Source organism: Leifsonia sp. Root4 (genome assembly GCF_001425085.1).
Lineage (GTDB): Bacteria > Actinomycetota > Actinomycetes > Actinomycetales > Microbacteriaceae > Microterricola.
In genome coordinates this window covers 404,565-418,416 of the sequence record NZ_LMDN01000004.1, presented here as the reverse complement: position 1 = coordinate 418,416, position 13,852 = coordinate 404,565, and the positions used below count along the sequence as shown (strand labels likewise).

Genomic DNA, 13,852 nt, shown 5'->3' with positions numbered 1-13,852 from the left:
GCCGGAATGGTCCTGCTGGTCTGAAATGCTGCCGTTCATTGGTTCTGCCACCGTCCTACGCTAGCCGCCTGGCCGGGTGGCCCGGTGCGAGTTCGTCGAGAATCTGCTGCAGCGCCGCGAGGAGCCGCGGCACCGACTCCTCTTCGCCGACGGAGATGCGGATGCCCTCCGGGGCGAAGGCGCGCACGACGAGACCGGCTGCGTTCAGCTGCTCCGCTGCTGCTGCGGTCTCGGCTCCGAGCGGCAGCCAGAGGAAGTTCGCGAAGGACCGGGGGAGTGCCCAGCCCTGGGCGGTGAGGGCCTCGTGGATTGCGTCGCGTCGCGCCGCAATCGTGTGCACCCGCTCGAGCAGCTGCTTCTCGGCCGCGAGCGAGGCCAGGGCCGCGGTCTCGGCCTGAGCCGTGACGGAGAGCGGGATCGCCGTGGAGCGGGCGGCATCGAGGATCGTCTCCGAACCGATCGCGAAGCCGACGCGCAGGCCGGCCAGGCCGTATGCCTTGGAGAAGGTGCGGAGGATGACCAGATTCGGGTGGCGCGCGGTGAGCGGAGCGCTCCCTCGGGGGAGGCCGTTGACCGCGGCAGGCTCTGCTGCGGTTCCGGCGGACACGAATTCGGCGTAGGCCTCGTCGAGCACGACGATGACGTCGGAGGGCACCGTGGCCATGAAGGCCTCAAACTCCTCGGCGCCGACGACGGCACCGGTGGGGTTGTTCGGGCTGCAGATGATGACGAGGCTCGTCGCGTCACCGATCGCGGCGGCGATGGCCGGGAGGTCGTGGCCGTGTTCCGGCGTGTTCGGCACGCGCACGCTGGCGGCACCGGAGACGGTGACCAGGCTGGGGTATGCCTCGAAGGAGCGCCACGAGTAGACGACCTCGGTGCCTGGGCCGGATGTCGCGAGCACCAGCTGCGCGAGCAGCGCGACCGAGCCGGAGCCGATGTGCACCTCGTCCGGGCTGACGCCGTGCCGTGCGGCGAGTTCCGTGCGGAGCCTCAGCGCCGTGGCATCCGGATAGCGATTGAACGCCGTCGCGGCCGCGACGGCGTCGACGACGCCGGGAAGCGGGTCGAAGGGGTTCTCGTTGCTCGAGAGCTTGAAGGCATCGGCCTCGGCCGCCTTTCCCTGCCGGTAGGCGGGAAGGGCCGCGATCTCGGGGCGCAGGCGAAGCGCTGCGCGCGGATCGGTGGCGCTGGGGGTGGTCTCAGTCACCCTGCCGAGTCTATTGGCCGGGTATGCCGCGAGAGGCATGAGTACGAGATATCGCGGCCCCGGTGCAAGGGAGGTGGAATAGTGGTGCCATGGGTACCTTCCTCCTCCGTCTGATCGTCAACGCCGTCGCACTGTGGCTCACCACGCTGATTGTGGCCGGCGTGAGCGTGCTCCCGTACGACGACACGCAGCTCGCGACCGTGCTCACCTACCTGCTGGTCGCCCTGGTCTTCGGCCTCGTGAACACCTTCATCGGCACCGTCGTGCGGGTCGTCGCGTTCCCGCTGTACATCCTGACGCTCGGGCTGCTCTCTCTCGTCGTGAACGCGCTCCTGCTCATGCTCGCCGCGTGGGTCACCTCGCTCTTCGGCTTCGGCCTCGTCGTGGAGGACTTCTGGTGGGCCGTGCTCGGCGCCCTCGTGCTCAGCATCATCTCTGGTCTGCTCAGCCTGATCCTGCGGCCGCTGATGCGCAGGTCTGACTCCGACGCTCGCTAGCGGCCAGCTCCGGTCTGCGGCGACCGCACCGGGAACGCGTACGTTCCGCCGGTGATTCGGTCGCCACGCCGACGGGGCGGGCGTCAGCCGCAGCGTGTCGGCCGAATCACCGGCCGGCCGCTCACGCCGTCGGCACAAGCCGTCCGCGCGAACGTCAGCTGCCGCGACGGCGAGCTAGCCGCCGGGCCGGGGGAGTCGCTCCGAACGCCAGCGGGTCTCCGTGCCGGGGGCCGAGCCCGCGAAGTCGCGCACGATGCGCTCGAACTCCACCAAGCGGGCCTCCTCCGAGCCGTCGATCAGGCGGGCGGTCTCCCGGTACCGCTCGAGCTCGTGCGCCGCGAACAGCGGTGCGGCGGCATCCGCCCCGTCGAGCACGCGGCGGCTCACCGTGACGAGCTCGGTCGGGGATGCCGCTTCGCCCCCGAGCGCCGGCACGATGTCTTCGCTGTGCTCGATCGAGAGGCCGGGCGCCTCGGCGGCGCTGACGGCACCGAGCGGGCCGCCGAGATTCACGTAGGCCGCGACGCTGAGATCGCCCGCCTCGGCGAGGCGGCCGGCCACGAGGCCGCCCTGGGAGTGCCCGACAACGAGCAGGGGATCACTGGCATCGGCCCCTGCTGCGGCCAGCGCCTCGCGCACGGCACGCTCGCTCGCGGCGTCGCCGTCCGCGGTGGCCAGCACATTCGCGGTGAGATCGAACGGCTCCCCGGCCGGTGTCGGCGCGAAATCGGCCGTGCCGGCCAGGTAGACGACCCAGCGCGTCCCGGCAGCACCGCCGTAGCGTTCGAGCCTGATCTGCGGCGATCCCGCAGCGGATGACGGCACGCGTGCCGCCAGCTCGCCGACCCCGCGCGGCGGGCGAACGGGGCGTGGCGGGGCGGTGCGGTGCACACGTTGCGGTGTCTCGCGGAGCGCCGTGTTGCCAGCGGCCGCGGCGAGCACCGCCAGGGCCGCGATCGCGGCGGCCCCCTGCTCGGCGCCGAGAGCTCGGCCGGTCGGCAGCGCCGCGGCGGCGGGCACCCGCAGCAGTCCGGCCGCGAACTCGTCGCCGGATGAAACCGCGCCGCGCACGAGCCGCACGAACGCCGGGCTGTTCAGCAGCCCCGGGTTGGCGTGCACCCACGCGGCGAGCAGAGCGGGCAGGCGCGTTGGAGGGACCCCCAGCGCACCGCTGACGAGCAGCCCCAGCAGCGCGATCGGCACGAGCGAGAGGGCTGCGGGCACGACGAGGAACGGCAGTGCCCGCCCGCCTGCCCAGGCGCCGAGCTGGGCCCCGGCACCCCAGAGGGCCGTGACGGTGCGCTCCGCGAACCCGTATGACTCGGCCGCCAGCACCAGCGCGCTCCGCGCCCGAGCCACCTCGTCCCCGAACGCCTGCACCTGGCGCAGTGCCTCTCCGAGCGACTCGATCGAAGCGGGCTCCGCCCAGGTGGAGCCGCCGGTATCCAGCGCCTGCACGGCGCGGATGCGGGCAAGCCACGCCTCCGCCTTGGTCTGTGTGGCACCCAGCCGGGCCGCGTCGATCAGCAACTCCTCGGTAGCGACCGTGGTCGAGCCGCCGCCGGAGAGCGTCAGGGTGTCGCTCACCGGGCGTCACTCACGGGCCCGGCCCCGTTCGCTCGACAACGGCTCCGCCGCCCTGCACCAGCCAACGCAACCGCTCACGCTCCTCTTGCTCCGCCACCAGCTCCCGCCAGGCGGCCGCCTCTGCCTCGTGCAGTTCGGCGAGCGCAGCAGCCAGACGTGAGCGCAGCGCGTGCAGGCGCGCGGCGTACGCGGTGGCTGCCCGCGAGCGCCAACTCTCCGGTGCCTCCGGGAGTGCGTCGACCACGTCGGGTGCCATGTCGGCGAGCAGGGCGCGGATGCCGGCCAGGCGCGCCTCGGCCGTGGCGCAGCGCTCATCGGCCGCCAGTAGCTGCCAGCCCAGCACCAGCGATGACGCCGACTCTGGCTCGCCGCCCCGCGCCGTTCCGATCACGTCCACCCGTCCAGTCTCGGCTCACTCCTCTGAGGTGTCGGCACCGGACGGGCAGCGGTGGAGAACCTGTCGCTCGTGCGGCGCTGTGCGCAGGAGGAGCGGTGGCGCCGCTGCCGCTCGCTGGGGCGGCAGCTGGCCCGATTCACGCCCCGCGAGCGGCATCCTGATGCGAACATAAATTCGAACTGCGCGCGGCCGATTTGTGCCCCAGAATGGACTGCATGACGCGCGCTGATTCGCCGAGCGATGACGCGCAGCCCTTCCGCATCAGTTTCGTGTGCACCGGCAACATCTGCCGCTCACCGATGGCCGAAGTTGTGCTGCGCGAGCAGGTCGCGCGCGCCGGCCTCGCCGGGTACATCGTCACAACCTCTTCCGGCACGGGCGACTGGCACGTGGGGGAGCGGGCCGACCAGCGCACGATCGACGCGCTCGCCCGACGCGGCTATGACGGAAGCATGCATAGGGCCCGCCAGTTCGAGACCGATTCCTTCGGCGACTTCGATCTGATCGTTGCCTTCGACCGCAGCCACGAGCGCATCCTGCGTGCGTGGGCCACCGATGAGATCGAGCGCGACAAGGTGCGCATGATGCTCAGTTTTGACGCGGAACAGGCGCACCTGCGCGATATTCCGGACCCCTACTATTCGGACGATGCGATGTTTGACGCAGTTCTTGCGATGATTGAGAGGTCTTCGCAGGCACTATTCCGGCAAATCGCCCCCGCAATCCGACAAGGAGTCCGATGAGTCCCCTGCCCCCTCAGCCACTCAGCCCGCTCGACGGCCGTTACCAGGCCGCCGTCACCGAGTTGGGAGAGTTCCTCTCCGAGGCCGGGCTCAACCGGGCGCGCGTGCAGGTCGAGGTGGAGTGGCTGATCTACCTGACCGACCACTCCATGTTCGGTTCCGCACCGCTCTCCGACGAGAAGAAGGTCTCGCTCCGCGCCCTCGTCGCCGACTTCGGCCAGGCCGAGATCGACGAGCTCGCCGCCCTCGAAGCCGTGACCCGCCACGATGTGAAGGCCGTTGAGTACCTCGTTCGCCGCCGGCTGGCCGCGCTCGGCCTCGACTCCATCGCCGAGCTCACGCACTTCGCCTGCACGAGCGAAGACATCAACAACCTCAGCTACGCCCTCACCGTGCGTGACGCCGTGCAGACGGTGTGGCTGCCCAAGTTCCGCGGCGTCATCGCCACGCTCACCGAGCTGGCCGAGACCCACCGCGACGCCGCGATGCTCTGCCACACCCACGGTCAGCCGGCAACGCCGTCGACGATGGGCAAGGAGCTCGCCGTCTTCGTCTACCGCCTCGGCCGCATCGAGGCCCAGGTCTCCGCCAGCGAGTACCTCGGCAAGTTCTCCGGCGCCACCGGCACATTCGCCGCGCACGTTGTCGCGGCACCGGATGCCGCCTGGCCCACCATCTCGCAGGAGTTCGTCGAGGGCCTCGGGCTCACGTGGAACCCGCTGACCACGCAGATCGAATCGCACGACTGGCAGGCCGAGCTCTACAACCGCGTCTCGCACGCGAACCGCGTGCTGCACAACCTCGCCACCGACATCTGGACCTACATCTCGATGGGCTACTTCCGTCAGATTCCGCAGGCCGGTGCCACCGGCTCCTCCACGATGCCGCACAAGATCAACCCGATTCGCTTCGAGAACGCCGAGGCGAACCTCGAGCTCTCCAGCGCCCTGCTCGACTCGCTCGCCGCGACCCTCGTGACCAGCCGCCTGCAGCGCGACCTCACCGACTCCAGTGCGCAGCGCAACATCGGCGTCGGCTTCGGTCACTCGATGCTCGCCCTCGACAACATCCAGCGCGGCCTCGGCGAGATCGACCTCGCCCGCGAGGTGCTGCTGGCCGACCTTGACGCGAACTGGGAGATCCTCGGTGAAGCGATTCAAACCGTCATCCGTGCCGAGGTGGCAGCCGGTCGCTCGAACATCGAGGACCCCTACGCCCTGCTCAAGGATCTGACCCGTGGCAAGCGCATCGGCCAGACCGAGCTCGTCGCATTCGTCGGCGCGCTCGACATCGGTGACGCCGCCAAGCAGCGCCTGCTCGAGCTCACCCCGGCCGGCTACATCGGCCTCGCCGACGAGCTCGTGGACCGCCTGCCCCGCGCCTAGCGATCCCGCCGGTCCGAGGACTCAAGCAGAGGGGGAGGACGGAATCAGTGATTCCGTCCTCCCCCTCTCGCTCTTTCCTCCCGAGCGGGAGCGGCGCGAGCGCGCGGCGCGTGGTGTGTGGCGCTAGTGCGCGGTGTCCGGGGCCTCCGGGGCCTCCGGTGTCTCGGCCTGCTGCGTCTGCTGGGCCTTCCGTTGGGCAGCGTCATCCTGCAGCTCGATGTCGGCGGTCTCCTCTGCGTCCTGCTTGGAGCCCATGGCGAAAAGGGCGAGCACCATCAGCACGACGATGAAGGTGATGCCGGTGGAGACGAGCGTGAGCACGAGCTGCTGGGTCGTCAGCAAGACGACGAGCCCGACGAACACCGCACCGATGCCGGCGCCGCCGACGAGTTCGGCCGGCCGCAGAATCTCACGCCTGCTCGGCTGATAAGCCGCGCCCAACGGCTCGAGGGGCTTCTTGGGGTCTGGCTTCGAGGTCACGAGGCATCCGATTCAGGTGAAGTGGTGGGGGTGGAGGTGGCCTGCGGTGCGGATGCCGCCGGCGCGTCGACTGCGCGGGCAGCGGTGGCCGAATCCCACTTGAGTGAAAACGCTGCGATACCGAGGAACACGGCGAGGATCGCGAAGTAAGCCCCGAGCAGACCAACGGACACGACGGCGTGCGGAGGCAGGATCATGAGAACCAGAGCGAGGATGACGGTCAAGCCACCGGCCATGCGCCAGTCGCGCGATGCCGCCTGAGTCGTGCGGGTGCGCCAACCGGCGTAGAACTCGACAACGCCGGTGCACGCGGCCCAGACGGTGACGAGGAACAGGAAGGTGCCGAGCCCCTCTTCGGCGCCGAGCGCTCCGACGAGGCCGAGCGCGACGAGGCCGGCTGCGGCGCTGATGACACCGTTCGTGGCGAAGAGGCGACGGCTGAGCGGGTCCCCGAGCAGACGCAGGCTCAGCGCACCGACCACGAGGCCGCTGACGAGCGCCCAGATGCCGAAGACGATCAGGCCGAACCGCGGGCCATGGTCTTCGGAGAAGGTGATCGCAATGGCCGGAACGGCCAGCAGGATCGCCCGGCCGAGTGGCACGAACCATTCGGTCGAGGTTTGCGCTGCGGCAACCCGAGTCTGAGTCACGCTGCGACCTCTTTCATTGCTGGGGGATGCCTCCAGTCTACGTCGCCCTACAATGCACCCGACCATCTGCTCTGGACGAAGGCGATTCCTCGTCGTGCCTGCTCAGAGCGCCTTCACCGCGGCCAGGATCTTGCCGAGCGAGTCCTTGGCGTCGCCGAAGAGCAGCGTCGTCTGCGGTTGGTAGAGCAGCTCGTTCTCGATCCCGGCGAAGCCGGGCCGCATCGAGCGCTTGAGGAACACGACCTGTCTGGCGTCTTCGACCTCGAGGATCGGCATGCCGTAGATCGGCGATCCGGGAGAGGTCTTGGCGGCCGGATTGACGACGTCGTTCGCGCCGACGACGAGCGCGACATCCGTCAGCTTGAACTCGGGGTTCACATCCGCCATCTCCTTGAGCGACTCGTAGGGCACGTTCGCCTCGGCGAGCAGCACGTTCATGTGGCCGGGCATCCGGCCGGCAACCGGGTGGATCGCGTAGACGACCTCGATGCCACGCGCCTCGAGCGCCGAGATGAGTTCGACGAGGGTGTGCTGGCCCTGGGCGACGGCGAGCCCGTAGCCGGGAACGACGATGACTCGCTGCGCGTAGCCGAGCAGCACCGCGACGTCCTCGGCGCTGGAGGATCGCACCGGCCGTTCGCTCTGCGTCGTCGATCCCGCGGTCGAGCCACCGCGGAAGGCCCCGAACAGGATTCCGGCCACCCCGCGCCCCATCGCGGCGGCCATCGCCCTGGTCAGGATCGTTCCGCTGGCACCGACGAGTGTGCCGGCCACGACGAGCAGCACGTTGCCGAGCACGAGGCCGGATGCCGCCACCGCGAGCCCGGTGAAAGCATTCAACAGTGAGATCACGATGGGCACATCGGCGCCGCCGACCGGCAGCACGAGCAGCACGCCGGCGACGAGCCCGACGCCGAGCAGCGCCACCGCGATCCCGATCGAGCCCGTCGCGATGGTCGCCCACGAGCCGGCGACCGCCAGCACCAGCACGAGGCCCATGAGCACGGGCAGGCCGGGGAAGAGCACCGGCCGCGTCGTCATCAGCTCCTGTAGCTTGGCGAAGGTGATCGCGGAGCCCGCGAAGGAGATCGCGCCGACGACAAGCGTGAAGACGATCGCCAGACGCACCCAGGGATCCTCGTTGTGCGAGAGCTCGAGCAGTGCGACGAGCGCGGCCGCCCCACCGCCGACGCCGTTGAAGGCGGCGACGAGCTGGGGCATCTGGGTCATCTTCACGCGCCGCGAGATCGGGGCCGCGATGAGCGAGCCGATGGCCATGGCGGCGAGGATCCACGGGATGTTGTCGAGCTCGGTCGAGAGGAACACGGTGACGACGGCGATGAGCGCGCCGGCCGCACCGATGAGGTTGCCGCGACGGGCGCTCCGGGGCGAGGCGAGCCCGCGCAGCGCGAGGATGAAGCAGACGGCGGCCACCAGGTAGAGCAGGGCGGTCCAGGTGGGGTCGAGCAGCGTCATCGCTCTCCGTCCTTCCCGCTCGTCGAGCCGTGCCCGGGTGCCGCCCGCCCCGGTGCCGTCGTCGGCGTCGGGGCCTTGCGCCCGCGGAACATCTCGAGCATCCGGTCGGTCACGACGAAGCCGCCGACGAGATTGGCGGTTGCGAGCACGACGGCGAGCAGGGCGACCGCGAGAATCCACGGGTCGTCCGCCTGGCCGGCGACGATGATCGCTCCGACCAGGATGATGCCGTGGATCGCGTTCGCCCCCGACATCAGCGGGGTGTGCAGGGTGCTCGACACCTTCGAGACGACCTCGAATCCGACGAACACCGAGAGCACGGTGATCGTCAACAGCGCCATGCCATCCATCAGGCCGCTCCTTCCGCTTCGATTGCCGCGGCGGTCGGCGCGTGGCGCACCACCCCGCCCTCGGTGAGGCAGGCGCCGGCGATGACCTCGTCGGCGAAGTCCGGGGCGACGACGCCGTCGGCGGTCATCAGCTCGATCAGATTGGCGACGTTCTTGGCGTAGAGCCTGGAGGCGTCGGACGCCATGGCGGATGCGGCATCCTTCAGCCCCACGAGCGTCACCGCCCCCGTGCCGTCGGCCGTCGGCACGAGCACGTCACTGCCGGCCACCGAGCCCTCCACATTGCCACCGCTCTCCGCGGCGAGGTCGATCACCACAGAGCCGGGGCGCATCGCCGCCACCATCCGGCTGGTCACCAGCAGCGGGGCGGGGCGGCCGGGAATCGCGGCCGTGGTGATGAGCACATCGGATGCCGCAACGTGCGGCGCGAGCAGAGCGCGTTGCATGGCCGCACGGTCCTCGCCGAGCTCCTTGGCGTAGCCGCCGCCCGCCTCGGCGGCCTCGAGATCGAGCGAGATGAAGGTGGCGCCCATCGACGCGACCTCGTCGGCCGAGGCCGGCCGCACGTCGTTGGCCGACACCCGGGCGCCCAGCCTCTTCGCGGTGCCGATCGCCTGCAGCCCGGCCACGCCGGCGCCGAGCACGAGCACGCTCGCCGGCGGGATCGTGCCGGCCGCCGTCATGTAGAGCGGGAAGAAGCGCGGCAGCCGCAGTGCCGCCTCGAGCACGGAACGGTAGCCGGCGATGAGCGCCTGGGAGGTCAGGGCGTCCATCGACTGCGCCCGGGAGATGCGTGGAACCAACTCGAGTGCGAAGGCCGTGATGCCGGCCGCGGCGAGGGCGCGCACGGTGGGCAGCTCGCTCGCCGGCGATGCGAGCCCGACGGTGACCGCGCCGCGGCGCAACCGGGTGGCGGTCTCGGGGCTGAGCGGCCGGACGTGTGCGTAGACGTCGAGGCTGTCGAGCTCGAGTTCGAGTTCGGCGACGATCTCGGCTCCGGCATCGGCGTATGCCTGATCGCCGTGACCGGCCGCCGTCCCCGCGCCGCTCTCGATGAACACCTCGAGTCCGAGGCCGATCAGTTGGCGCACCGTGTCGGGTGTGGCGGCGACGCGCCTCTCCCCGTCTCGGCGCTCACGCGACACTCCGACTCTCACCGCCGACTCCCGTCTCACGGGGTGCAGCCGACGCCGGCGTGGGGCGGATGCCGCACGCTCCAGCACCGGTGCTGCAGCTCGTTACCCGGAGTGTACGCCACGTCCACCGCCGGGGCGTGGCACTACGCAGCGAGTTCGCCCCGCCCTGCGGCGACGGCGAGCAGCTCCGCGCGCTGCACGAAGCGACCGAAGAGCGCCTCGCCCGGCTGCAGGATCGCACCGTCGGCCAGGGCGCCGACGTGTACGGGGTCGAAGCCGATGCGGTCGAGGAACGACGCGACGATGTCGCTCGCCTCCTCGTCATCGGCGGCCACGGCGAGAGCCCGGCGCCCGGCCGATCCTGCTGGGGCCGCGTCGGTGTCCATGTCGTGGTAGCCGAGGTGGTTCAGCGACTTGACCAGGCGCACGCCCGGATGCCGCGCCTGCACGACCTCGCTGGTGCTGAGCGCGCCGGCCCCGGCCAGGATCGCCGGGGTGCCGTCGACGGGCTCCCAGTAGTTGGCCGCGTCGACAACGACCGCGCCAGTGAATCGTTCCAAATCCACGGAGTCGATCTTGCCGAACGGCACCGCGAGCACCGTGAGCTCCGCGGCATCCGCAAGCTCGTCGAGGCTGGCGACTCGGGCGCCCGGGGCCGTCATCGCGAGGATCTGCTCGAGGAACTGCGCGTTCGGAGAGCCGGCGATGAGCACATCGTCGCCGGCCGCGAGAGCGAGCCGGGCGATGGCCGTTCCGACCTTGCCTGCACCGATGACTCCGACGGTGCTCATGCGCGGAGCGCCGCGTCGACGAGGGGCTTGACCGCGGTGCCGAGCAGCTCGATCGAGCGCAACAGCTGCTGCTGGGGCATGTCACCGAAGTCCATCTGCAGGAAGTGCCGCATGTGTCCGAGGCTGCCGTGCAGGGTGACGATGCGCTCGGCGATCTCCTCCGGCGAGCCGACGAAGAGCGCACCGCCGGCCGCCGTGTCGCGGTCGTAGGAGAGGCGCGACGGGGCCGCGAAACCGCGCTGCGATCCGATGACCCCCATGGTGTTGTGCCAGTGCGGCCAGAAGTCATCGCGGGCGGCGGCACCGGTCTCGCCGATGTAGCCGGGGCTGCCGACCGACACCTTGATGTCGGCCTCCGCCATGCCGTTGGCCCTGGCCGTGTTGCGGTAGAGCTCGGTGAGCGGCGCGAAGCGGGCCGGTACGCCGCCGATGATGCCGTAGGCGATCGGCAGGCCCAGCAGACCGGCGCGCACAGAGGACGAGGGGTTGCCGCCCGTGCCCAGCCAGATCGGCAGGCTGCCGGCATCCGGGCGCGGAACCACCGCCGCGTCGTGGAGCGCAGGGCGGGTCGTGCCGCTCCAGGTGACGCGTTCGTTGGCGTTGATCGCGAGCAGCAGCTCGAGCTTCTCGGCGTAGAGCGTGTCGTAGTCGTTGAGGCTGTATCCGAACAGCGGGAACGACTCGGTCGAGGAGCCGCGACCGGCCGTGATCTCGGCGCGGCCGTTGGAGAGGGCGTCGACGGTCGCGAACTGCTGGAACACGCGCACCGGGTCATCGGTGCTGAGCACGGTGACGGCGCTGGCCAGGGTGATGTTCTCGGTGACGGATGCCGCGGCCGCCAGAATCGTTGCCGCCGCCGAGGCGGGCATCTCGTGCGTGTGGTGCTCACCGATGCCGAAGTAGTCGAGGCCGACCTCATCGGCCACCCGAATCGCCTCGAGCAGATTGCGGGTGGACTGCGCGGTGCTCACGAGCTCGCCGCTCTGGGGGTCGCGGGCAAGGCTGCCGAAGCTGTAGACGCCGAGTTCCATCGGTGTTCCTTTCATAGAAGTCAGATTCACTGAGGTCAGAATCTCCGAGGTCAGATTCACTGCGATCAGATGCGGGCTCGAGTGCGAGCGAGTCTGGGGGAGAGTCGTGCTCTCGTTCTTCTATCGTGGGCGCTGGGCGCGCCATTGACGAGCCGATGGTTAGGTGCTTACTATTAGTAAGTGGATACCGAATTGACGTCGCTGTACGGCGAGCACATCGATGACGCCGAGTGCCGCCGCTTTCAGATGGCGGCCGAGATCGCCGGGCGCAAGTGGACGGCCTCGATCCTGCTCGCCGGTGCCCGCGGCGCCGAACGCTTCTCGGAGTACCGCGCGCTCGTCGACGGCATCTCCGACCGCCTGCTCTCCGTGCGGCTCAAGGAGCTCGAGCAGGAGGGGCTGATGCTTCGCGAGGTGACGCCGACGACGCCGGTGCAGGTGCGGTACCGGCTGAGCCCGGCCGGCCGCGAACTCATCGTGGTGCTGCATCCGCTCGTGCGCTGGGGCACGAAGTGGCGCACCGAGGCCGAGAGCGGTTCGAGCGCGCAGGGGGCAGCGGCYTCCTAGCCGCCGGCGAGCGTTCCCGGGTCGGTGTTCGCCCCGCACACGATCACGGCGATGCGTTCGCCCGAGCGCGGGCGATAGGCCCCGGATGCCAGGGCGGCCGCCGCAGCAGCTGCCCCGTATTCACTGGGGATCCGGTAGTCGCGCCACAGCGCCGTGCGGGCCGCCACGATGTCGCTGTCGCTCACGAGGACGCTGCTGAGCCCACTGCTCGCTGCGTGAGCCATCGCGAATCCGATCTGCCCGACCCGCCTGGCGCCGAGCGAATCCGCGGCGATGCCGCCGACCTCAACGTCGACCGGGGCGCCGGCCGCCAGTGCGGCGTGCAGCGTCGGGGCACGCTCCGGCTCGACGGCCACGACGTGGGCGCGAGCGTCCACCGCGGCGAGCACGCCAGCGAGGAGCCCACCGCCGCCAACAGCGACGACAATCGTTTCAATCGCGGGATCGTCGGCGAGCATCTCCTCGGCGAGCACGCCGGCGCCGGCCGCGATCTCGGGCTGGTCGTAGGCGTGGCAGAACAGGGCGCCGCGCTCGGTGGCGAAGGCCGTCGCGGCCTCGAAGGCCTCGACGTACTCGCTGCCGGTCTGCACGACCGTGGCGCCGAGGCTGTGCAGCAGCGCCACCTTGACGGCCGGTGCCGTCTCCGGCAGGTAGACGGTCGCCGGCACCCCCAGCTCCCTGGCCGCGTAGGCGTTCGCGATGCCGGCGTTGCCCCCGGATGCCACGACGATGCCGATCGCGGCATCCAGCTCCCCGCGCTCCCGGGCCGCGAGCTGGCGATTGAATGCCCCGCGGGCCTTGAAGGTTCCGGTGTACTGCAGGAACTCGAGCTTGAACGACAGCGTCTCCGCGGCGTGAAACGTCGGCGTGCGCCGCACGAAACCACGGGTGCGCCGCTCGGCGGCCTGGACATCCAGTCGAGTAACCAGCATGAACGGTTTCCAATCGGTCTGAGGCACGCCATCTCGGCCACTCGGGACGAGAAGGGCCATTCGGGAGGATGGCTTCGAGAATATCGCCCTCCCGATCGCGCGAAGTCCTCCCGATCGCGCGAGCGCGTCGAGCCGTGCGGCAGCCGACTCAGGCACTCATGCGGCGCGGCCGGGCCCGGCTGCTACGGACGTCAGGAGAGTTTCGCCGCAATCGCGGCGATCTCGACGAGTGCGCCCGGCACGGCGAGGCCGGCCACGCGGGCACCGGTCACCAGCCCCGGTTGCTCGGTGGCGAGCTCGGACGCAATCGCCCCGTACGCCGCCGCGATGTCGACGCCGTCAACGAACAGCACCGTCCACTGCACCACGTCATCGACGCCCGCGCCCACCGCGGCCAACGCCGTCTTGACGTTCTCGAGGGCGCGAATGGACTGCGCAGCCACGTCGTCCCCGCCGACGAGTGTGCCGTCGGCGTCGACGGAATTCTGCCCGCCGACGTAGATCGTGGTCGCTCCGGGCGGCACCACGGCAACGTGGCTGAAGGCGGGACTGTGAACAAGGCCGTCGGGGCGGATCCGTTCGATAGGCATGATTCACGATTGCACGGACCGATCGCGGAG

At 70.3% G+C, this 13,852-nt stretch carries 16 protein-coding genes; 4 read left to right on the top strand and 12 right to left on the bottom strand.

Annotation, left to right across the window (positions count from 1 at the left end; translation table 11 throughout):
• Positions 1 to 55: 55 nt before the first annotated feature.
• Positions 56 to 1,210 carry a histidinol-phosphate transaminase gene (locus ASC66_RS15285; RefSeq protein WP_235496950.1) on the bottom strand — a complete coding sequence of 385 codons (1,155 nt, stop codon included), beginning with the start codon at positions 1,208 to 1,210 and terminating at the stop codon, positions 56 to 58.
• An 89-nt stretch (positions 1,211 to 1,299) separates the two neighbouring features.
• Here ASC66_RS15285 and ASC66_RS15280 point away from each other — a divergent pair, with 89 nt between their 5' ends.
• Positions 1,300 to 1,707 (top strand): phage holin family protein, encoded by a 408-nt coding sequence (locus ASC66_RS15280; RefSeq protein ID WP_055841399.1) that lies wholly within the window; start codon positions 1,300 to 1,302, stop codon positions 1,705 to 1,707.
• A 174-nt stretch (positions 1,708 to 1,881) separates the two neighbouring features.
• Here the strand turns inward: ASC66_RS15280 and ASC66_RS15275 are convergent, their stop codons facing one another.
• Positions 1,882 to 3,294, bottom strand: a complete 1,413-nt coding sequence (locus ASC66_RS15275; RefSeq protein ID WP_055841396.1) for a serine/threonine-protein kinase — start codon at positions 3,292 to 3,294, stop codon at positions 1,882 to 1,884.
• 10 nt (positions 3,295 to 3,304) lie between these two features.
• Entirely contained in the window at positions 3,305 to 3,691 is a 387-nt protein-coding gene (locus ASC66_RS15270; RefSeq protein ID WP_055841393.1) for a hypothetical protein, read from the bottom strand.
• A gap of 215 nt (positions 3,692 to 3,906) precedes the next feature.
• Between ASC66_RS15270 and ASC66_RS15265 the strand changes: the two genes are divergently transcribed.
• Together ASC66_RS15265 and purB are read left to right on the top strand one after the other, a co-directional pair.
• Positions 3,907 to 4,434, top strand: coding sequence for a low molecular weight protein-tyrosine-phosphatase (locus tag ASC66_RS15265; RefSeq protein WP_055841776.1), 528 nt, complete (start codon positions 3,907 to 3,909; stop codon positions 4,432 to 4,434).
• Positions 4,431 to 5,819: an adenylosuccinate lyase gene (gene purB, locus ASC66_RS15260; protein WP_055841390.1), complete on the top strand. Its 1,389-nt coding sequence runs from the start codon at positions 4,431 to 4,433 to the stop codon at positions 5,817 to 5,819. The genes ASC66_RS15265 and purB overlap by 4 nt, the downstream gene beginning before the upstream one ends.
• Positions 5,820 to 5,942: 123 nt before the next feature.
• Here the strand turns inward: purB and ASC66_RS15255 are convergent, their stop codons facing one another.
• From ASC66_RS15255 to ASC66_RS15225, 7 genes are all read right to left on the bottom strand, one after another.
• Positions 5,943 to 6,299 carry a hypothetical protein gene (locus ASC66_RS15255; RefSeq protein WP_055841387.1) on the bottom strand — a complete coding sequence of 119 codons (357 nt, stop codon included), beginning with the start codon at positions 6,297 to 6,299 and terminating at the stop codon, positions 5,943 to 5,945.
• On the bottom strand, positions 6,296 to 6,949 hold the full coding sequence (locus tag ASC66_RS15250) for a hypothetical protein (protein ID WP_055841385.1): 654 nt from the start codon (positions 6,947 to 6,949) through the stop codon (positions 6,296 to 6,298). The genes ASC66_RS15255 and ASC66_RS15250 overlap by 4 nt, the downstream gene beginning before the upstream one ends.
• A gap of 102 nt (positions 6,950 to 7,051) precedes the next feature.
• Positions 7,052 to 8,425, bottom strand: a complete 1,374-nt coding sequence (locus tag ASC66_RS15245; protein WP_055841382.1) for an NAD(P)(+) transhydrogenase (Re/Si-specific) subunit beta — start codon at positions 8,423 to 8,425, stop codon at positions 7,052 to 7,054.
• On the bottom strand, positions 8,422 to 8,775 hold the full coding sequence (locus ASC66_RS15240; RefSeq protein ID WP_055841379.1) for an NAD(P) transhydrogenase subunit alpha part 2: 354 nt from the start codon (positions 8,773 to 8,775) through the stop codon (positions 8,422 to 8,424). The genes ASC66_RS15245 and ASC66_RS15240 overlap by 4 nt, the downstream gene beginning before the upstream one ends.
• Positions 8,775 to 9,932 (bottom strand): Re/Si-specific NAD(P)(+) transhydrogenase subunit alpha, encoded by a 1,158-nt coding sequence (locus ASC66_RS15235; protein WP_055841376.1) that lies wholly within the window; start codon positions 9,930 to 9,932, stop codon positions 8,775 to 8,777. The genes ASC66_RS15240 and ASC66_RS15235 overlap by 1 nt, the downstream gene beginning before the upstream one ends.
• Before the next feature lie 122 nt (positions 9,933 to 10,054).
• Positions 10,055 to 10,702 (bottom strand): NADPH-dependent F420 reductase, encoded by a 648-nt coding sequence (locus ASC66_RS15230; RefSeq protein WP_055841373.1) that lies wholly within the window; start codon positions 10,700 to 10,702, stop codon positions 10,055 to 10,057.
• Positions 10,699 to 11,733: an LLM class flavin-dependent oxidoreductase gene (locus tag ASC66_RS15225; protein WP_055841370.1), complete on the bottom strand. Its 1,035-nt coding sequence runs from the start codon at positions 11,731 to 11,733 to the stop codon at positions 10,699 to 10,701. Before ASC66_RS15225 ends, ASC66_RS15230 begins: the two co-directional genes overlap by 4 nt.
• Positions 11,734 to 11,913: 180 nt before the next feature.
• Here ASC66_RS15225 and ASC66_RS15220 point away from each other — a divergent pair, with 180 nt between their 5' ends.
• The gene (locus tag ASC66_RS15220) at positions 11,914 to 12,300 is read left to right on the top strand and encodes a winged helix-turn-helix transcriptional regulator (RefSeq protein ID WP_055841366.1); all 387 of its coding nucleotides are present in this window, start codon (positions 11,914 to 11,916) and stop codon (positions 12,298 to 12,300) included.
• Here ASC66_RS15220 and ASC66_RS15215 read toward each other — a convergent pair.
• Both ASC66_RS15215 and ASC66_RS15210 read right to left on the bottom strand, forming a co-directional pair.
• On the bottom strand, positions 12,297 to 13,229 hold the full coding sequence (locus ASC66_RS15215) for a serine/threonine dehydratase (RefSeq protein WP_055841773.1): 933 nt from the start codon (positions 13,227 to 13,229) through the stop codon (positions 12,297 to 12,299). The two genes, ASC66_RS15220 and ASC66_RS15215, sit on opposite strands and share 4 nt — an antisense overlap.
• A gap of 194 nt (positions 13,230 to 13,423) precedes the next feature.
• Positions 13,424 to 13,822, bottom strand: coding sequence for a RidA family protein (locus ASC66_RS15210; RefSeq protein ID WP_200944835.1), 399 nt, complete (start codon positions 13,820 to 13,822; stop codon positions 13,424 to 13,426).
• Between the last annotated feature and the right edge of the window lie 30 nt (positions 13,823 to 13,852).